Origin of the sequence: Sphaerisporangium perillae, from assembly GCF_023276435.1 — a bacterium.
In the GTDB taxonomy this organism is placed as follows: Bacteria; Actinomycetota; Actinomycetes; order Streptosporangiales; family Streptosporangiaceae; genus Sphaerisporangium; species Sphaerisporangium perillae.
On the sequence record NZ_JALLPO010000014.1, the window covers coordinates 39,107 to 58,096 of the forward strand.

Below are 18,990 nucleotides of genomic sequence, written 5' to 3' on the forward strand. Positions count from 1 at the left end.
GAGGCCGGCGCCGTCGTACGGCGGGGGGCGCGGCTCGGCGCACGCGGGAACCGGCTGGAGCGCCCGTCAGAGGTTCCGGCTGGTGTGTGTGACGATGAAGTCGTCGAGTGTCTCCTGATAGCCGGCGATGTCGCTCTCCAGGGACTCCCGTGTGAACCGCTCCGGCGCCTGACGCCGCATCGCCGTGCCCGACTCGGTCCAGAACCCCTCAGCGGGCACCTCGCCCGCGCCCGGCGGCAGGAACTTCGCCGCCTCGGCGGTCGCGTCCCGGGCGAACTCCCATCCGAGCACCACGGCCTTGAATCGCTCGGGATCGGTGGGATCGGCCGCGAACCGCAGATCCTCCCGCAGGGCGCGGCGCGCGTAGGAGGCCCCGAGGAGGCGCCACTGCCCGGCGTCGATCAGCTCCGAGCGCCCGGCGCCGAACCGCAGCCGGTCCTGCCGTGCCTCGAACTCCGTCAGGTACGGCACGAGGACGTCGATCTCCAGGGGAAGGCCGAGCGCGCGCCCGTCGAAGTGCACCGTCCACTCCTCCGGCCCTTCCGTCAGCGTGGTGTGCGCGTCGAAGTCGCGCTCCGGCCGGTCGGCGGGGCCGGGGTCGTCGTGGCTCGCGGTGAGCGTGACGTAGAGGTGGGCCTCCAGGAGCGTCCTGGCGCGAAGCGCTGGCATGCCGCGTTTCCTTCCTCTCCTGGCGGGCCGGGTGGGCCTCGACGATATCGCCCGCGCGCCCCGCCACTGCCCGGCCTACGCGGTAATCGGTGGCAGAGCCGGCCTCGGGTCCGTGGTCCGGCCCCGGCCGCGCGGGCTACGAGCGGTCCGCGAGCCGGCGGTAGGTGTCCCGGACGATCAGTAACCGGTCGACCTGGAACCGGCCCGGCTCGGCGTCGCGCACCCGCCGTCCGAGCTCCGACCAGAACGCCCCCGCCGGCACCGCCTCCTGTCCAGGAGGGACGAACTTGACGACCTCCTCGACCGCCGCCACCGCGATCGCCAGCGCCTGGCGCGCCGCGTCGGGATCGCTGGCCGGGACGTTTCCGGCGGTCAGGTCGGCCACCCACAGCCACTCCCCGGCGTCCAGCAACTGCGACGGCTCCGGGCCGCCGAACGTCGGGAAGCGGCCGGAGCCCACCTCGCGCTCCGGCAGGCCGAACAGGTGGCTTCGCTCGGCGCCGCACCCGGAGCAGGTGCCCGCGTACCGGGCCGCCAGCCCTTCCGGGACGGCCACGAGCGCGTGCTCCCACGTGGTCTCGGCCGACCCGCATTCAGGGCAGGGATGCAGATCGAGGTACAGGTGCGCCTCGTCCCTGGTCCGCGCTACCAGAAGCGTCATCACGTGCCTTTCGACGCGGGTTCTCGGCTCGGCGGGACCAGCACCTGGCCGGGGCGGATCATGTCGGGGTCGGCTCCGATGGTGGCACGGTTCGCCTCGTACCAGTCTTGCGCGGCCAGGGCGATCTCCGCCTCCGTGGCGCCGGTCCCGAGCCATCGGGCGGCGATCTTCTCCAGCGTGTCGCCCCTCCGGACCCTGACCTCCGCCGGCTGGGTGCCGGGGCTGGACGGCTGGGACGGTGATGTGCCGGGGCTGGACGACTGGGATGGTGATGTGCCGGGGCTGGACGGCTGGGACGCCGACGGCTGCGGGGACGGCCGGCGCCCGCACACGCACGGCTTGCCCGGCGGGCAGACGCACTCCTCGTTCTCCTCCGGCGGGAACCAGCCGGTCGTGTTGGCGAGCCGGCGCATCCTGCCCCAGTATTCGTCCTTCGACTCTCCCGGACGGCGCCAGCGAGACTCGCCCGCGGCGGGTGGCCCGGTCGGTGGTCCGGCGGGCGGGCCGGTGGGTGGCGGCGCGTTGAGCAGGCTGGCCATGCTGGGACGGGGCGCGGGCACCGCCTGCGGCCCGGCCGACCACGGCGGCGCCGGGACGGTGAGGCCACGCGCCTCGATCAGCCTGGCCAGGCCCTCGATCTGGCTCCGCAGCTTCGCCTGGGCTTCGGCCGTGGTGGCCTTGGCCCACTGGCGGGACAGGTGACGGTACTCGTCCACCCGCGCCTCGGCGCAGAAGTCCTGGGTCGGGGCGGGCCTGTTCGGATCCGGCGGCGCGAGCGGCGCGCGGATCACGCCCTGCGGGGATCCGTTCATGATCGCCGTGAACTCGCGGACCGCGTGGCTCACCTCGTGGACCAGTACCCGTGCCACCAGGTGCGGAGGAATGTCCGGGTCGAGCTTGATCTTGAAGGGGGCGCCCGACCGGAGGTCCGTGCTCGCCATCCGGTCGTCCGGGACCGCCTCAATCGTGGGACGGAAGTACACCGGGCCGGTCGCGTCGGTGATGACGGTCAGGATGGGACCGTCGTCCGGCCATGCCGCGACCCGCACCCCCCGGCCGAGGTCGGACGCCTCCACGGTCTTCCAGGCGGCCCGCACCTCGGGCATCGTCAGCGGGCCGTCCTCCGGGGTCCGGCCCTTGACGAAGCCCGAGCCCGCGTCGACCGGGGCCGTGACGCCCATGCCGCCCATCGCCCCGGGGCCGGCGGACTCCTCCGGGCCCGGGCCCCACAGCGGGCGCGGGAAGATCGGCTGCTCCTGCTTCGGCAGTGTCGCGCCCAGGTCGAGGAGCTCGGCCGCGACCACCTCGGCGAAGACGCCATGGCCGCCGGACCGGTTGAACAGCGCCCGCAGGTCCACCTGGTGGGCCACCGCGGTCCCGGACAGCTCCGTCGGCAGCGTGGCGACCGCGGCGGCGAACCCGCCGTCCGGCACGTCGCTCACCAGCTCGCCGCGGAAGGTGGCGAGATAGCCGCGCACGAGGCCGCCCGGCTCGCGCACGTCGAGGCGCACGTCGGCGTCGAGCTCGCGCGACAGCAGGCGGGCCCAGGTCAGGGGCACCGGCAGGTCGGCGGGGGTCGACGACACGTCGAGTGTGACCGGGCCCGAGGAACGGCTGAGGCCGGGCAGGCGCTCGCGCAGCTCCGCCGCCACCGCCCCGACCGGGTCCTTGGCGAACTCCGGCCGGGCGCGCGCGGCGCCCACCAGGTCGTTCAGCGTCTGCGGCGGATGCGCGGACGGCGTACGGCGCCACGGCAGGCGCCGACGCGCGGGTTCTTCGCCGTCGAACGACCAGCCCCGGCCCGGCCCGGCGGTCTGCTGCCGGGTGCGCATGCCTTCATGGTCCTGCTGGGTCAGCATCGCCTGGGTCATGCCGACGACCGGAGCCGGCAGCTCGATCACCCGGCCGGGACGCTCGCCGCCGTTCCTTCGCACGCTGGACGTCCGGAACGTGACCGTGAAGTCCACCCGGGAGGTGAGCGTGACCATGGAGCCCTTCTCGTTGAGGGTCTTCTCCCGGCGGATTCCACCGGCGGCGGAGACGTGCTCGCCTGCCTGCTCTCCGGAGGACACGCTCTGGCTCGTGCCCCAGACGCTCTGGGCGGGATCGAAGTTACGGTTCACCGGGCCCAGCCGGTTGCGGTCCGTCGAGGTGCCGTGGGTCTCCTGCCTGCGGTAGGCGTTGCCCCGTTCGATGTTCTCCCGCGGCCCGATGACGAGCCGGTCCTCCGAGGGCCGGGCCTGGATGTACACGTCCACCACCCGGTTGCCCCGGATGGGGATGCGCAGCATCGGATGGCCCTCCGGGTCCATCATCAGCTTGAGCTTGGCGTTCAGCGCCATCCGCGACAGCGCGTGCACCACGCGCGTCCGCTGCTCCTCGGCGCCTTCCCGGCCGAGCAGGGCGTCGTCGGCCAGGCCCTCGAGCACGGCGTCCACGAGCCCGTCGGCGATCGTCTCGACCGGGAACCAGGACTCCGGCAGCTCCGCCGGCCGGGGATCGGGGACGCGGTCCGGCAACGGCCGCGCCTGCTCCGCGCGCACGGTCAGCCCGTCCGGCACCAGCCGGATCCCGGTGCCGAACAATACGAGCGGCGGGGGTTTGGCCTGCCCGGTGGCGGGCGCGGCGGGTCGCACGGCCCTGACCGCCGCACCGATCGCGGCGCCCACGCGCCGGGTGACGCGGTGCGAGAGGGCGTGCAGGGGGCGGGTCAGCCGGTTGCCGGACCGCCCCGGGGGAAGCGGGACCCGTTCGGCCGAGACGGTGACCCGCAGGTTCTGCCGGACGAGGTCCGCTCCGTCGAAGGAGGCCGTCCGCTCGATCTGGGTGTACTGCTGGCCACTCGACTCCGATCGGGTGTGGCCCTGGTGGGTGCCGGCTCCGACGCCTATGCCGTGGTTCGTGCCCGCGAGGCCGGCGCCCAGCCCCCCTCCGACGGACCAGCCGGTCGAGCGGGACCGCCCCTCCTCCTCGTAGCCGTAGGGCTGCATGATGTGGACGGTTTCGTCGTTGCGCCCCTGGAGCAGCACCGTGTCCCCGAGGATCTCGGTCCCTATCCTGATCCTCACCAGTTCGGTCCGGTGCGGTCCCACCCGCACAGGTTGTTCCCATTGCAGGCCTTCGGGCGACAGCTGGTTCTGCAGGGTTCCCTGCCAGTTGTCGCCGACGAGCATGCCCGCCAGGGCGCGGGTCATCACCAGGTCGGTGAGCGTGGCGTCCGGGATGGCGGCCCGGATGCGGTCCATCACCGCGTCCAGCACCTCCATGCGGATCGACGGGCCGTTGGTGGTGTACAGGTCGACCGAGTCGAAGGTGGTCAGGCCCATCCGGTGCAGGAAGGGCTCGGGCAGTGCCACCCTGGTCTTCTGCAGGTGGCGCACGGGGTCGAGCAGGTCGTCCAGGTCCTGGGCGGGCCTGCCCAGTTCGTTGCCCAGCCGCGCGCTGATCCCCTTGAAGAGCGCATCCGGTGTATGCCTGGCGACCAGGGGATAGGCCGGGATGCTCGGGTCCTTGGCGGCGGCGGCCTGCTGCTGGAGGTACCGGCGCGCCATCCGCAGCACCATGGCGCTTTCGAGCTTCAGGTGGCCGTTCAGGAAGCGTTCCATGGCGTCGGCCACCACGTGCAGCGGCAACCGGATGTCACCGTGGCCATAGAGCGAGAGGGCGTCCAGCTCGGGCAGGGCATAGAGGATCGTCCGGTCGGTCAGCACCGCCGGCGCGGCATTGGTGGCGCCGTTCTCGCTGCCTGTCACGGTGAGGACGCCGGCGGCCCTGTAGAGGTACTGCTTGCCGGTCCTGACGGTGATCGGCTCGTTGCCTTCGATGGACACCTGCGAGTCGGAGTGGCCGCCGCTTCTCGACGCGGAGGCGTTGACGCCGGCGCTTCCCGGCGTGCCGATGCCCCAGCCGGCGGAGACGTTGCCGCCGTTGCTGCGAGAAGCGCCGGCGTTCGCCGAGGTGCTGGTCAGCGCGAGGGCGATGTCCGCGGTCACCAGGTTGCCGACGCCGACGAACACCGAGTCGCCCATCTCGACCCGGACCGAGACCGCCCCCTGGGTCGGCCGGACGCCTCGCGGGCGTACCACGACGTCGGTGCTGTGGTCGGCGTACAGCCAGCCGGTGTTGGCGAGGAACGTGCGGACGCTCCCGAAGGCCGCCAGGTGGTGGTACGCCTCGGAGTCGGCCAGCGCCGCGCGGGGGAGCACGCTTCTGAACGCGTCCATCATCCCGTGGACGTCCATGTGCAGCAGGGTCGAGCGGCGCACGATGTCGGTGGTGGTGGGATGCGTGACCGGGGGGTGCGGCTCCGTGTCCGCCTCCGGGAGCAGGTCCACAGGCGTCCACAGGTGCCCGGACACGGGGCGCGCCACCGACTCGGGGGACAGCAGCGACTCCGCACGGCCGCTCGGGTGGATCCGGTCGACCCGCATGGTGTACCGCCGGTGGAACGCCGCGGTCGGTGTGCCCTCGATGAGCGTCACCTCGTTGAGGGTGTAGCCCGAGCCCCAGCCGAAGATCCTGCTCAGGAGGCCCGTGTAGCCGCCCTCCGCGCCGGTCCAGTGGAAGCCGAGCTTCTTCGCGATCACGCCGAGCGCCGCACCGAACGAGAATCCCGCCGACCTCGACCGGCTCCTGGAGCGTACGGCGGTGTTGGAACTGATGTTCAGCGCCACGTGGCCTTCGGCCTCCGACCACGACTGGTAGACCGGCCGGCCGATGGCGTCGAGGCGGACCCGCACGGTGATGTGCTGGATGCTGCCGCCGGTCCGCACCCGCTTCAGATCGAGGAGGACGCCGTCCTGGGCGGCCTGGTCGATGCGGGTCTGCAGCGCGTTGACCGAGAGCTGCTCCCGCACCTCGCGGAGGTTGTCGAGCTGGGTCTCCCGAGTCCGCGGATCCAGCGACGGATCGGGCAGCCCGTTGAGGTTCTTGGGCACCAGACCCTGCCGGCGCAGGCTGTCCAGCACTTCCTGTCTCTTCTGTTCGACCTCGGCCGGGTCCAGGAAAAGGGTCGCGGGGCCTGCTCCGCGGATTTGGCCGGAATTGTTCCCCATCCATTCCGGGGCCTCGGCCTTACGGCCCGGCGGCGGTTCCGGCGCTGGGTCGTCGCGGAACCGGACCGTGCCGTCGGCGTTCCTGTCCATCTCGTTGGCGGCGTTCCTGACCACGGCCTTCGGATCCACATCCCAGCCGGCGCGGCCCGAGTCCGGCTCGGGGGTCTGCACCAGCATCGGGCTGTCACCGGGGACCGTCGGGCGCGGCGCGCCCTCGCTGGGGAAGTAGACGGTGACCTTGTGCCGCACGGTCACCTCGTGTGTGTTCGTCCGCCCCATCCAGCGCCGCACGAGCGGGTAGATCGACACGCCGCTGGCCGACAGGCTGTCCGATCGCGACCATCCCCGCTGGAAGGAGGCGAACAGCCGGGCCGTCAGCCCGTGCCAGCCGTTCGAGCCCGGAGAGTCGTCGGTGAGCCCGATACCGCCCTTCACGCTGATGCCCGAGGTGCGGCCGGCCGTGGTCGCGCCGGTGGAACCGGAGAAACTGACGCCGAGCCACTCCTGGAACTGCTTCCAGCCCGGACGGGACGCCAGGGACGTCGACACGACCTCCGACCGCACGCGCACGACGCCTCTGCGCCCACCGTCGTTGATGTTCCGCTGCCAGCCCTCGGGATCGTCGACGGCCACGTCGATGTGGCCGGGCAGGTCCTGGGTCAGGATGGCGCGGATCTGGTCGCCGACCGCGCCGCTCAGCGGCGCCTGGCCGGGCCCTGCGGCGGCCACGACCCGGTCGGCCAGCGAGTCCAGCCCGTCCACCTGCAGTGGCACGTACCTGGGGAACCTCGCGTTCCGCGTCTCCTCAGGGGGGAGCCGGAAGGTCTGCTCGGGAGCGTGCTCGGTGTGGGCGTGCGAGAGCCACACCTCCACGGCGGTCTTGTCGTTGCCGACGCCCTCGCTGACGCGTGCGGCCGTTCGCCACTCGGCCCGGGCGCCCTCGCCGGTGGGAACGCGGAAGTCCACCTGGTAGGTCCCGGGGACGCGGAGCAGCGTCGAATCGCCGCGGTTGTCGGCCACCTGGCCAGGCAGGACGAACTCGGCGTGCGACCCCGAAGTGGACTCCGAGTGGCCGCCGTTGAACTTGACGCTGAGGCCGATGAACTTGGCCCAAGTCTTGACCGTTGACAGGAAACCGCCGTCGTGCGGCACCATCTGCACCAGCTTGGACACGTCCACGCCGAACGCCGCGTTGATGACGCGGGTGATCGTGGCCGAGACCCAGTTACCGCCCTGGGGAAGGGAGCCGATCATCACCTCCGAGGCACTCCTGCCGGGGTTGGGCACCTCGACCGGCTCGCCCATCTCGAGCCGGATGCGCAGCTGCCCCTGCTCCCTGGTCCTGAAGCGCAGCAGGCCTTTCCTCTTGATGTCGAAACGCAGCACCAAGCCGTCTTCGGAGGTGAGCCGCTGGACGTCCGAGCGCATCTGCCACAGCAGCTCTTCCCTGGTGATGGTCGCGTCGACGCCGTTGTCGGCCAGCACCTGGTTCACCACGTTGGTGATCCTCGTCAGGTGCGGCAGCCGCCCGCTCGGCAGACCGGCGGCCAGCAGGGACTGCGGTGGCCGCGCGGCGATCATCGCCTTCTCGAACTCCGCGAAGGCGGTGTCGGCCTCGCGGGACAGCCGGGCGATCTCCTCGGCCAGGTCGGCGGCGGGAGTCGGGTCCTGCCCGGAGGCGAGCCGGTCGATGGTCTCCGACAGCGCGGCGTAGGCGTTGGACACCGTGCTCGCACGTGCGCGAGCCGCGGCGTACTTGCCGGCGATGCGGTCGTAATGCTGGGCCGCGATGCGTTCGAGGCGCTCCTCCAGGAGCTGGGCACGCCGGCGTTCGGCATGCCACGCGTCCCGGTCGCGGGCCGCCTGCTTCGCCTTCTGGTGCGCCGAGCGGGCGCTCTTGGCGGCGTCCTTCGCCTTCTTCCGGTTCCCCTCCTGGCGCACCCGCAGCCCGTCCCGGGTCGCCTCCAGAGAGGCGCGCATCCGCCGCACCTGGTCGGCCAACTCCGTGACCGCGGCCGGCACCGCCACCGGCGTACCGGCCGGAGACGTCGCGGGAGTGGTGGCCGGACTTGGCGTGGGGGCGCCGGCCGGTGCCGGCGCGCCGGTCGTGGCGACGGCGGTGGGCGTCACGGTGTGGATCCGGTGCGTGGCCCACGGCGGCACCGGGGCGGACTGGCCATGCGCCTCGAGAGTGGAGATCACCCGTCTGATCTCGGCCTCATAACGCGGCCGAAGCTCGGGAGCGCCGTTCGACCACAGGCCGGCCAGGTGCCGGTACTCGGCGTACCGCGCCTCCGAATAGGCGGTGAACGCGCCGGTCGCCCGGTCCAGTGGGTTCAGCACCGCGCCGAGGAAGCCGCGGATCACCCCTTGCACAGGACGGGACGCCGCCGGGGCCGTCGCCGCCGGACCGGCACCCACCTGCGACGCACCGGAGGTGGCACTGCCGGACGTACTCGGCGCGCCGCCGCTCTGAGCGCCGGAAGTGGCCCCGGTCGGGGTGCCGGCGGTGGGGCTGTTGGTAGCGGCGGCCGGAGTGGCTGTTCCGCTCTGGTTCGCCAGGTCGGTGCCCAGACTCGTGGCGCGCTCGGAGATCGCCTGCCGTTGGGTGTCGAGCGGCCCGATGCGCATCGCGTCGAAGTCCGACGACTCCTCCGGGAGGCGACCGTGCGCCTCTTCCACCACCCGTTGCCCCGCGTCGGTGAGCCCGGCGGCCCGCAGGCGCCCCCACCGTTCGCCCACGACCTCGCGCGCCACGTCGGACACGACGTCCGTCATGCCGGGGACGGCGTCGGCGAGCAGGCCGAGCGCGTTCAGCGCGCCCTCCATCGGCGGCATCTGTGCGGACCTCGCGATGGCGGCGCCCAGCCGGGCGGCCGTCTCGGCGCGCAACCGCTGGTCCTGGGCCCCGTCCGCGACCCGGACCCGTAGTTCCCGTTGCATGCGGGTGACCACGTCGGCCGGGATGCGGTGCACCCTCCGGTCGGGGCCGGTGACCCTGATCGTGCCGTCCTGGAGCGGCACCGCGTCCGGGGCCACCAGCGGCAGCGTCTCGCTCAGCAGCGCGTTGACGCGGCGCTTGACCCGGACGTCCGCGGGGCCGGCGCTCCTCGTCGCGGGTGCCGCCGGGGTGCCTTGCGCGGCTTGCGGCGCCGGGCCTCCCGACGTGGACTGCGGCGTGCCTGAGCCGGGCTGCGCGCCTGGGTCGGGCTGAGTGCCGGTGGTGGGCTGTGTGGCCGGGTCGGGCTGAGTGCCGGTGGTGGGCTGTGTGGCCGGGTCGGGCTGCGCGCCGGGGGTGGGCTGTGTGCTCGCGTTGCTCGCGCTGGGCAGGGCCGGCGCGTTCGAGGGCTGCGAGGTTCCCGAGACCCGCACGTTCGGCATGCCGGGCATGAACAGCGGCGAGGGGGTCGCGGGCTGCGCCGACGGCGTGGTCCCGGCGGCCGGCGTCTGGGGCACCGCCGCGTTGGCGGTACCGGCCGCGCCGGGGGAGGACGTGGGTGCGCCGGCGGTGGCCGGACCAGAGGGGGCGACCGCAGCGGGCTGGGGAGTGGACGCCGGGGCGGGTGAGGAAGTACTCGATGTGCCGCTGGGCGTGCTCGGAGTGGTGTTGGGGTCGGGGACCGCCTGAGGAGCCGCCGCCGGGGGACTGGACGGGGTTGGCGTGGTGGGGTTGGACAGCGTTGCCGGGTCCGGCGCGGCCTGCCCGGCCGCTGGGGGACTGGACGGGGTTGGCGTGGTGGGGTTGGACAGGGTCGCCGGGTCCGGTGCGGTCTGTCCCGCCGCCGGGGGGCCGGAGGGGGGTGGCGTGGTGGGATTGGACAGGGTCGCGGGGTCCGGTGCGGTCTGACCCGCGGCAGGAGAGCCCGTTACCGGCGCGCCCGTTGCCGGTGTGCTCGTGGCGGGCGTGCCGGAGGTACCCGGGGCGCCCTGCGTGCCGCCGGTCGAGGATGACGTCCCGGAGGTGCCGGAGGTGCCGGAGGTGCCGGACGTCCCAGAAGTCCCGGACGTGCCCGACGTCGGCGAGCCGGGGGCCGGGGGAGTCGTACCTGACTGGGGGTTCGTGCCGGACGGGGAAGGAGCGGTGCCGGACGGCGTGGATGCCGGAGGCGGACCGCTCTGCGCCGAGGCCGTCGGCGCCCCCGTGCCGCTGGTGCCTGAGGTGGCAGGTCCGCCGGTAGCGGAAGTAGCTGTGCCGCCGGTGGGGGAGGGGCCGGTGCCGGTGGGGGACGTGGTGGGGCCGGGGCCCGTGCCCTGGCCCCCGCCCCCGGGAGGGGGCGGGGGCCCGCCCATGCGGGCCGCCCGGGCCGCGTCGTTGGCCGCGGCGGCGGCGTTGGCGTTGGCGAGGCTCGACTGCGGGGTGAGGAGCGCCTGGAGGACCTGGGGGTTGGTCGGGCTGATCGTGCGGGTGCGGCCGGCGCCGCCCATGAAAGCGCCGGTCAGGGCCTCCCCGGTCAGCGATGCCCGCGGATCCCACTGGTCGTAGACGATCCCGTTGGCCAGGTAGCTGCCGGCCGGGGAGGCGGCCATGTTGTTGAGGCCGGTGTGCATGGCGTCCCGGCCGAAACCGGCGAGGGTGCTGGAGAACCCGGAACCGTTCTGGGCCGCGTCGTCCAGCCTCCGCAACCCCGGGATGTGGCTGCCGTACCGGGACAGCAGCGGCGCGGCGACCTTCATGCCGACCACCGCGCCACCGCCCGCGCCGATCGCCGAGGCCTTGGTCTTGTCCCAGTCCCAGCCGCTGCGCGTTCCCATCTCGATCTGCTTTTTCTGGCTTAACCCGTCGATGAGGACCTCTTCGCCGATCTCCTCGGCCACTTCCCTGGCGAGGTGGCCGGTGAGAGCGGTGCGGAGCATGGTCCCCTGGCCGATCTGGGCGACGGTCCTGAGGGCGGCCAGGCGGGTGGTCATGCCGGTGCCGAAGACGCGCGTGGCGACCATCGTGAGCCTGGAAAGGATCTGGCCGATGACCGAACGGGTGGACGCGGCGATGGGGCCGATCAAGGGGGTGCTGGCGCCCGCGGTGAAGAACGCGCTGATCAGCGCGATTGCCGCGGCGGTGACCCCGATCCAGAAGGCCACGTTGATGGAGATCTTGGAGTACTGCGTCTCACGTGCGAAGTCGTCGACCTGCAGAGCCTTGACGCCGTGCGCGTACGCGAGCCCTTCGACCCCCGCGTCGCCCTTGAGCACCTGCGCGGCCTGCTGCTGGTAGAGCGGCGCGGCCGGTACCTGCCAGCCGACCAGTACCGCGTTGCCGGCGGTGATGCCCGGATCCACGGCGCCGCCCAGGGCCACTCCGAACGCCTGGTGCTCCTTGGCCAGCTCCCACAGCAGGCTCTCGCTCGCCTTCGGCCAGGCCTGTCCGGCGGCGAGCAGGGCGATGAAGGTGTCCGCCCACGCCGGCAGCGACTCGCCCCAGGCGGGGGTGATGTCGGTGGAGGAGGTGCCGCCGATGCCGGGGGAGGCCTGCCCGCCTGGCGTGTTCGGGTTGACGTTGGGGTTCGTGTTGTGCGCCACGTCACCCCGATCTCATCGTCGTAGGAAGCCGGTCCGGCGTCCGGGCGAATCGTCCCGGCCTACCGGACGGTCCTGGCGTACCGGATGACGGCATGCCCGCCGCGTGGTCGCGCACACCGGGGCGTCCGGTGGGGACGGTGGACCGGAACGGCCCTCCGTCCCGTGTCGCGGGTCGCCAGGTCAAATGCTCATGGTCGTGCCGGCTTGCTTCTTGTCCGTCCCGCGCGTGTTCTTGACGGCCGTGCGGACCTTCACGCCGAGCGTCTCGACGTCCTTGGCGATCCGCTCGCCGGCCTGCTGGAGCACCTCCGGCCCGGCGTCCTTGGTGTATGCCGCATGGAAGGCGGTTCCGGCGGAGTCGTCCCCCCAGGGCGCCGCGGCGACGAGCCGCTGGATCCGCGCCGAGCCCTCCGTGCACAGCCGGGCGATGTGAGCGGTCGTGTCATTCCACCGCGTCAGGCCGTAGTAGGCGGTCTGGGCGTGGACATCGACATCGTCGGGCATGACGGATCACCGCTTTCCCTGCATCTGGGCGGCCATCTGGTCCAGGACGCGCTCGAGGTCCCCCTCGAGGTGGGCTTTCATCTGCTCGCTCGGGATCAGCGGCTCGAAGAGCTCGATGACCTTGGACTGAGCCTTCTCGGCGGCGCGCTGGACGGTCTCGGTGATGGCGTCGGCGAGCTGACGGGAGTCGGGCCGGCGGTAGATGCGCGGGTCGATGTCCAGGCGGATGAGGTCGCCCCGCGCGCCGACGGTCGCCGAGATCAGCCCGTCCTTCGACTTCTCCGTGACCTGAACGGCTTTCGCCTTCTCGTGCATGGCGGGCGCTTCTTCTTGCAGGCGCATGAAGGCGGCACGCAGTTCCTCGGCATAGGCCTGCATGTCCGCCCCGTCCTCCCTCGCGAAGGACTCCACATAACCTCCCCGAGCACCTGTCCATATGGCATGAGGCGCTTAACTGCACCGTAACCATGCCCTAACTTCCGGGAAACAGCCGCTTGATCGGTCATTCTGACATCGCGGAATATCGTTCGGCAAGCATTGTGAACCAACATCACCCCTATGGGCGGTTTATTCGCTTATGCCACTACCCGGGGTCTTTGTGGGACGCCGTATGCGCTAAATGTCCACGGGGACGACATGCTCGTGGAGGCCGAGCACCTCATCGCGGGGGACCCAGGCGCGATGGACACCCCGCTCGACGCGCTCCATCCCGAGCTCCCGTGCCACCGGCAGCAGGCCTCCGGTGTACTCGACGAGCAGCTCGCCGTCCCGCTCCGCGTGCACGTGGCACGGCGCGCCCCGCCACTCCCCGGCCGTCGTCACGAAGACCACCGCCTCGCACTCCTCGGCCGGCACCGGCCGCACGAAGCGGCCCGGTGCGACCTGCTCGAAGCCGTCCGCCGGCTCCGGCGACCGCAGCCGCATCCACAGCCCGCCGGGCCGCGGGTCGGGGCTCGCCTCGTACTCGATCCCGCGCAGGCGCGCCCGGTAGGCATGCCACGTCATCCCGGCCACCCGGAGAAGTCACGCCCGGACGAATCACGTTCGGAGAGGTCGCTTCCGGTCTGGCCGGCCGGTGGAGCCTCGCCCGGCGGCCTGACGTCCACGAGCATCCAGCGCTCGCGGTCGCCGTCGTACACGGCGCGGCGGCGCTCGATGCCCGCGTCGGTCAGCTCCCAGATCTCGGCGCCGTGCGGCAGCCCGACGCCGTCGACCTTGTACTCGCGGATCACCTGGTCGACGTTCGGCGCGAGCCCCATGCCGATGAACGGAGGCTCCTCGATGACCCATCCGGCCACCGCGGCCATGGTCTCCTCGTCGCTGCCGCCGTAGGGGGTGCGGTAGAGGTTGAGCCCGGCCGCGCCCCACCGCAGCATGTGCACCGACCCCCCGTCGGTGACCACCCCTTCCACGCTCGCCTGCCCGAGCGCGTCGGCCAGCACGGCCGGGGTCGCGATGTGCGCCACGTCCCCGGCCCGGTGGCAGTACCCCGAGACCCGCGACTCCTCTTCCATGAGATAGGAGCGCAGATCGCGGGGAGTGAGGAGCTTCTGCATGACGGGTATGCCCGACGCCGGGTCGGCGAGGCGTTCCTCGGACAGCGACGGGACCGCGAGCCTCGCCACCGTGCCGGACTCGAGGAAGAAGTGCACCGGGAGACCGGCGTTGACCGCGAGCCCCCAGCGCGGGTCCGGCCAGCCGGCGGCCAGCTCGGTCATCGTGACGATCCGGTGGTACGCCGTCACTCCGCCCAGCGCCGCCTCCATGGCCTCGGCCGAGGTGTAGGCCGGCATCCACGTGCGCTCGTCGTCGGTCACCGTGGGCCAGGCCACCGGCTCCCGACCGGCCGCGGCGTCCGGGCTGATCGGCAGCGCGAACTCGGCGAGGCGCAGCAGGGCGAGGCAGAGAGCGAGATCACCCGCCGCGAACGCCGAGCCGAGACCCTCCTCGAACGGACTCGCCGGCTCCCATTCCCCCACGGCGATCACTCTAATGCGACCACCAACAGGGTCGGCGGCCTCCACGTCCTCCGGTGTGGTGTTGTGGCGTGGGAGACGATTGCCGGGTCGGGTGGCCTGCCGTGTTCTCGGGTGTGGTGTTGTGGCGTGGGAGACGATTGCCGGGTCGGGTGGCCTGCCGTGTCCTCCGGTGTGGTGCTGTGCATGGGGGCGCCGGGTCGGTGGGGAGTGGTACGGCGATGCCGGCGCCGCCGTACGTCGGGTGACCCGGCGGCCGTGCGGTACGTGCTAGCCGCGGGGGGTGTGCCCGTAGGGTGGGGGGTCGTCTAGGAGGGGGCTCATCAGGGTCTCGGCCTTCCGGGTGGCGTCCTCCTCCGCCTCCTTGGCCGCCGCGAGGATCGCTTCGGCCAGGGCCTGCGAGCCGAGCCGCATCGCCCGAGGGTCGATCGTGAGGGACGCCAGCGAGCCGCTGGGCAGGACCTCCACCACCACGCGCCCGTCCTCGGCCTCGCCGCGGCCCCGGATGTCGGAGATCAGCCGCCCGACCTCCTCGAACCGGGCCGACTGGGTGGCGAGCGTCTCCAGCACCTGGTCGACCTCCGGGTCACCGGTCGTCGGGATGGGCCCGCCACTCGTCGTCATGTGATCGTCCTCCGGTTCACAGGTGCTGGGCGTAGGCAGGGCGAAGGCCCGGCCTGTAGGTGCCGGCCGGGCCTCGCGTCGGTCTGAGCGGTCGCCGTGCTATCCGCAGTTGCCGAACGGCGCGGCGCCGGAACCGGCTCCCGCGCTACCGCTGAACCGCACGCACTTGCCCTTGGCGGAGAGGATCACCGGCCCGGCGTAGTACTTGAACGACCCGCCGTCGGTGACGGGGCTCGCGCCCTGCACCTCGAGCGTCGCGGACACCGGGCTGGCCACGCCGATGTTCTGGGTCTTCATCGTGACCACGCAGTTGGACCCCGTGGCGTTGCTGTACAGCTGGTAGGTGACCCCGCCGCTGAACGAGACCTGCCGCTGGACGTAGTAGCCGGTGCCCTTGCCCGCCGAGTCGCAGGCCTTCTGCGGCGTGAAGGGGTTGGTGGCCGGCGCCTGGGTCTTGGAGACCGTCGGCATGGGGGCGACGGTCCTGGTCACGGTCGGCTTGGGCGTCACCGTGGGCCTGACCGTCACCGTGGGCTTGACCGTCACGGTCGGCCTGACCGTCACCGTGGGCTTGGGCGTCGAGGTCCGCGTGACCGTGGGCCTGGGGGTGGCCGTCTGGGTGGGGGTCGGCTTGGGAGACGCCGGGCTCGACGGGGTCGGGGTCGGGGTCGGGGTCGGGATGAGGTTCTGCGGCTGCGTCGGCGAGGGCGTCGGGGTGGCGCCGTCCGACGGCGTCGCCTCCGGACTCGGCGTGGCGCTGCCCGAGGGCTCAGGCGTCTGGGACGGGTCCCCAGGGCTGGGCGTGGGCTCGATGGTGTTCTTGTCCTTCGGGCCATGCGTCTTGGTGACGGTGACCGTGGGAACCGGGGTCGCCGAGGACGACTGCGTTGGTGAGGTCGTCTGGGTCGGCACGGCGGACGGGATCGGCGGCGGGGTGAACTGCGGGCCGGGGGAGAGGGTCGGCACTCCCACCGAGGGGGTGGACGTCGTGAGCTGCATCGGGTAGACGCCCGTCTCCTGCGGCGCGGGGGAGCTGGCCCAGGGCACCGTCACCTGCGGGCGCGGCGCGGTCGTACCGCCGACGCCGCCGACGCCGCCGACGCCCCCGACGTTCCCCTGGTCTCCGGCCGGCACGGGGACGGTGGTCGGCACCTGCCCCTCGGCGGCCACACGCCCGATCTGCTGGTTGCTCGCGTAGTGTCCGGCACCCCAAAGCCCGAGACCGGAAAGGCCGATCACGACGCCGACGCCCGCGGCCAGGCCGATGGGGAAGTGAGCGCCGGTCTTCTTCTTGGGCGCGGTGGCGGCCGGTGGCGGCTGCTGCCCGGTGATGGCGTGCCGCACCGGCGGCTCGGGCTCCTCCGAGGGCAGCGCGGGCGCGCCCCACACCTGCGGCGCCGGGGCCTGCGGCTCGGCGTTGTAGACCGGGGTCGGCACCTGGCCTTCCGGCCCGTGCGGCGGCACGATCGGCGCCTGCGGCCGGCCGCCGGTCCCGTTCACGTCCACCCAGGTGTGCTGTGCCGGGTCGCCCGCGGGAACGGTGGGCGTGCTGGGCAGGACGGAACCCGGGATGAGGGAGCCGGGAGCGGGGACTCCGGGCACCGGGGCGGCGGGGATGGCGGGGGCCGGCGGGCCGGCCTTCTCCTCGCCGAGCAGCCAGAGCATCGCGCCCTGGGCGGTGGGCCGCTCCGCGGGCACCTTGGCGAGGCAGGAGGCGACGACGTCGCGCAGCGGCGCCGGGAGGGCGCCGAGGTCGGGGCGGGCCGTGGCGATGGCCTCGGCGCTGCCGCCGAACGGCTCGGCGGCGGTCGCCGCGTACGCCATCGTGGCGGCCCAGGCGAAGACGTCGGCGGCGGGGCCGGACGGCTCTCCGCGTACCTGCTCGGGCGAACGGTAGGCCGTCTCGCCGAGGCCGAAGTCGCAGACGCGGGGGCCGTCGGCGCCGAGGAGGACGTTGTCGGGGGTGAAGCCGCGGTGGGCGATGCCCGCGAGGTGGATGGCGGTGAGCGCCGTCAGCGTCCCGATGGCGACCCGCTCCAGGGCGTCGCCGGCGAGCGGGCCGTCCAGTTCGACGGCCTCGCGGAGGGAGCGGCCCTCGACGTGCTCGCGCACCACGTAGGCGCGGTCGCCGATCCAGCCGGCCTCGATGCTCCGCACCGCGTACGCGCTGGAGACCCGCTGGGCGGAGGAGAGGTCGTCGACCACCCGCGCGCGGGCGTCGGGGTCGGCCTCCGGCCACGGGGGCAGCAGCTTGATGACGAACAGCCGGTCGTCTCCGGCGGCGGCAGGGGAGGGGGTGGGCGTGGTAGCGGGCTCGGCGGAACCGGCCGGGTCGCTCTGCTCGGCGGACGCCTCGGCGGCCTCGGCCTGCGCCGTGGGCTCGGCGGGATCCCCTGGATCACCGGCCTCGGCGGCGGAGCCGGGCTTCGTGGGCTCGGTGGGCGCTTCGGCCCGGGCCTCGGCTTCGGATTCCGGGAGCGGTGATTTCCCGGAGAGGCGGCCAAGGTAGACGATCCCCCGAGGGCCCTGGCTCAAGCGCCCAAGAAGCGTGTACTCGCCCACCTGCTTGGGGTCGTCCGGCAGTAATGACTGCATGTCCCTTATCGCCTTCCCCTGCGGCTTAACTCTCGGATCATGACACCACATGATCGCGCCCCACTTAACGTGATTTGTCACGTGTGCATCACATGTTACGGTTTCGTTGATCTTTGTCGCAGGAGAATGGGTACACAATCCGGTCTCAGTCGCCGGGAATCGCCCTCCGGCCCGGTTTCCATCCGCGACGGCGGCCCAGCGGGATCACCACGCCCATGGCCGTCACCAGGCCCGCGGCACAGACCGCGATCACGGCGACCCCCACGGAGACGTCGATGGCCTTCTGGTCCGGGGGCTTGGGCCTGGTCACGATCGTCGAGGGCAGCGCGCTCGGCTCCCGGGGGGCGATCGCGACCACCTCCGAGGGGAGGATCTCCGACACGGCCAGGAGCGGATTCACCATGCCGGCCCCCGTCCCCGTGCCCGACGCGCCGTCGGCGGTGATCTCGATGCGCCGCCGTACCCGGACGTTGTCGAGTCCGGGATGGCGGGCGCGGACGAGGGCGGCGACCCCGGCGACGTAGGCCGCGGCGAAGCTCGTGCCCGGCAGGTCCTGGCGGTAGGTGCCTCCGGGCCAGGTGCTGGTGATGTCCTCCCCCGGGGCGAGCACCGAGATCGGGGTGACGGCGTTGGAGAAGTCGGTGCGCCTGCCGTCGGGACCGGCGGAGCCGACCGACAGCACTCCCTGGTAGGAGGCCGGGTAGGCGGCCGCCGGGGTGCCGTCCTCCTTCTTGAGGTTCCCGGCGGCGGCCACGATCACGATGTCCTTGGCGAGCGCGTAGTCCACGGCGGCCCTGAGGTCGGGCTGGTCGCTCGTCTCGATGGAGATGTTGATGACCTGGGCGCCGAGGTCGGCGGCCTGCTTGATGCCCTGGGCGAGCAGCGCGACGTCCCCTCGGTCGCCGTTGGTCTGCTTGATGGATATGAGCCGCGCCTTGGGGGCCACGCCGACGAAGGGGATGTCCTTCCTGTCGGTGCCGGCGATGATCCCGGCCACCGCCGTCCCGTGCCCGACGCAGTCCCGCAGGCCGGTCCCGGTCAGGTCGATCGACCTGGCCACCTTCAGTTGCGGGTGGAGGGTGTCCACACCGCTGTCGATCAGCGCCACGGTCACGCCTTCGCCCATGGTGAGCGGCCATACCCCGGTGAAGGCGAGCCGCCGTTGCGCCCATGACTCGCCGACCTGGAGCCCGCCGCGCTGGGGAGAGCACTGTTCGGGCGCCCGCAGAGTCGCGGCGGCGGCCGTGCTCGGGCCCGCCGCGAGTGCGAGCGCCAGCACGCCGGCGAGGATCCCCCGACCGACCATCCATCAGCTCCATCTCTTCGCGAGGTGACTGCCGGGCGCGTGAGTCGCCGCGCGGATCGCGTGAGTCGCCGCGCGGATACGAGC

At 72.8% G+C, this 18,990-nt stretch carries 10 protein-coding genes; all 10 read right to left on the bottom strand.

Annotation, left to right across the window (positions count from 1 at the left end; genetic code table 11):
- Window positions 1–66 precede the first annotated feature (66 nt).
- A complete protein-coding gene (locus tag MYF83_RS15490) occupies window positions 67–669 on the bottom strand; it encodes a hypothetical protein (RefSeq protein ID WP_248961045.1) in 603 nt (200 codons plus the stop codon).
- A gap of 136 nt (window positions 670–805) precedes the next feature.
- A complete protein-coding gene (locus MYF83_RS15495; RefSeq protein ID WP_248961046.1) occupies window positions 806–1,330 on the bottom strand; it encodes a hypothetical protein in 525 nt (174 codons plus the stop codon).
- Entirely contained in the window at window positions 1,330–11,901 is a 10,572-nt protein-coding gene (locus MYF83_RS15500) for a WXG100-like domain-containing protein (RefSeq protein WP_248961047.1), read from the bottom strand. Before MYF83_RS15500 ends, MYF83_RS15495 begins: the two co-directional genes overlap by 1 nt.
- 180 nt (window positions 11,902–12,081) lie before the next feature.
- Entirely contained in the window at window positions 12,082–12,405 is a 324-nt protein-coding gene (locus MYF83_RS15505) for a hypothetical protein (protein ID WP_248961048.1), read from the bottom strand.
- A 6-nt stretch (window positions 12,406–12,411) separates the two neighbouring features.
- Window positions 12,412–12,816, bottom strand: a complete 405-nt coding sequence (locus MYF83_RS15510) for a YbaB/EbfC family nucleoid-associated protein (RefSeq protein WP_248961049.1) — start codon at window positions 12,814–12,816, stop codon at window positions 12,412–12,414.
- A gap of 204 nt (window positions 12,817–13,020) precedes the next feature.
- The gene (locus tag MYF83_RS15515) at window positions 13,021–13,410 is read right to left on the bottom strand and encodes a UCP033725 family protein (protein WP_248961050.1); all 390 of its coding nucleotides are present in this window, start codon (window positions 13,408–13,410) and stop codon (window positions 13,021–13,023) included.
- On the bottom strand, window positions 13,407–14,384 hold the full coding sequence (locus tag MYF83_RS15520) for an SseB family protein (RefSeq protein ID WP_248961051.1): 978 nt from the start codon (window positions 14,382–14,384) through the stop codon (window positions 13,407–13,409). The genes MYF83_RS15515 and MYF83_RS15520 overlap by 4 nt, the downstream gene beginning before the upstream one ends.
- Window positions 14,385–14,651: 267 nt before the next feature.
- Entirely contained in the window at window positions 14,652–15,005 is a 354-nt protein-coding gene (locus MYF83_RS15525; RefSeq protein ID WP_248961052.1) for a YbaB/EbfC family nucleoid-associated protein, read from the bottom strand.
- A 99-nt stretch (window positions 15,006–15,104) separates the two neighbouring features.
- Window positions 15,105–17,600: a serine/threonine protein kinase gene (locus MYF83_RS15530; protein WP_248961053.1), complete on the bottom strand. Its 2,496-nt coding sequence runs from the start codon at window positions 17,598–17,600 to the stop codon at window positions 15,105–15,107.
- Window positions 17,601–17,745: 145 nt separating this feature from the next.
- The gene (locus MYF83_RS15535) at window positions 17,746–18,906 is read right to left on the bottom strand and encodes a S8 family serine peptidase (protein ID WP_248961054.1); all 1,161 of its coding nucleotides are present in this window, start codon (window positions 18,904–18,906) and stop codon (window positions 17,746–17,748) included.
- Window positions 18,907–18,990: the final 84 nt, after the last annotated feature.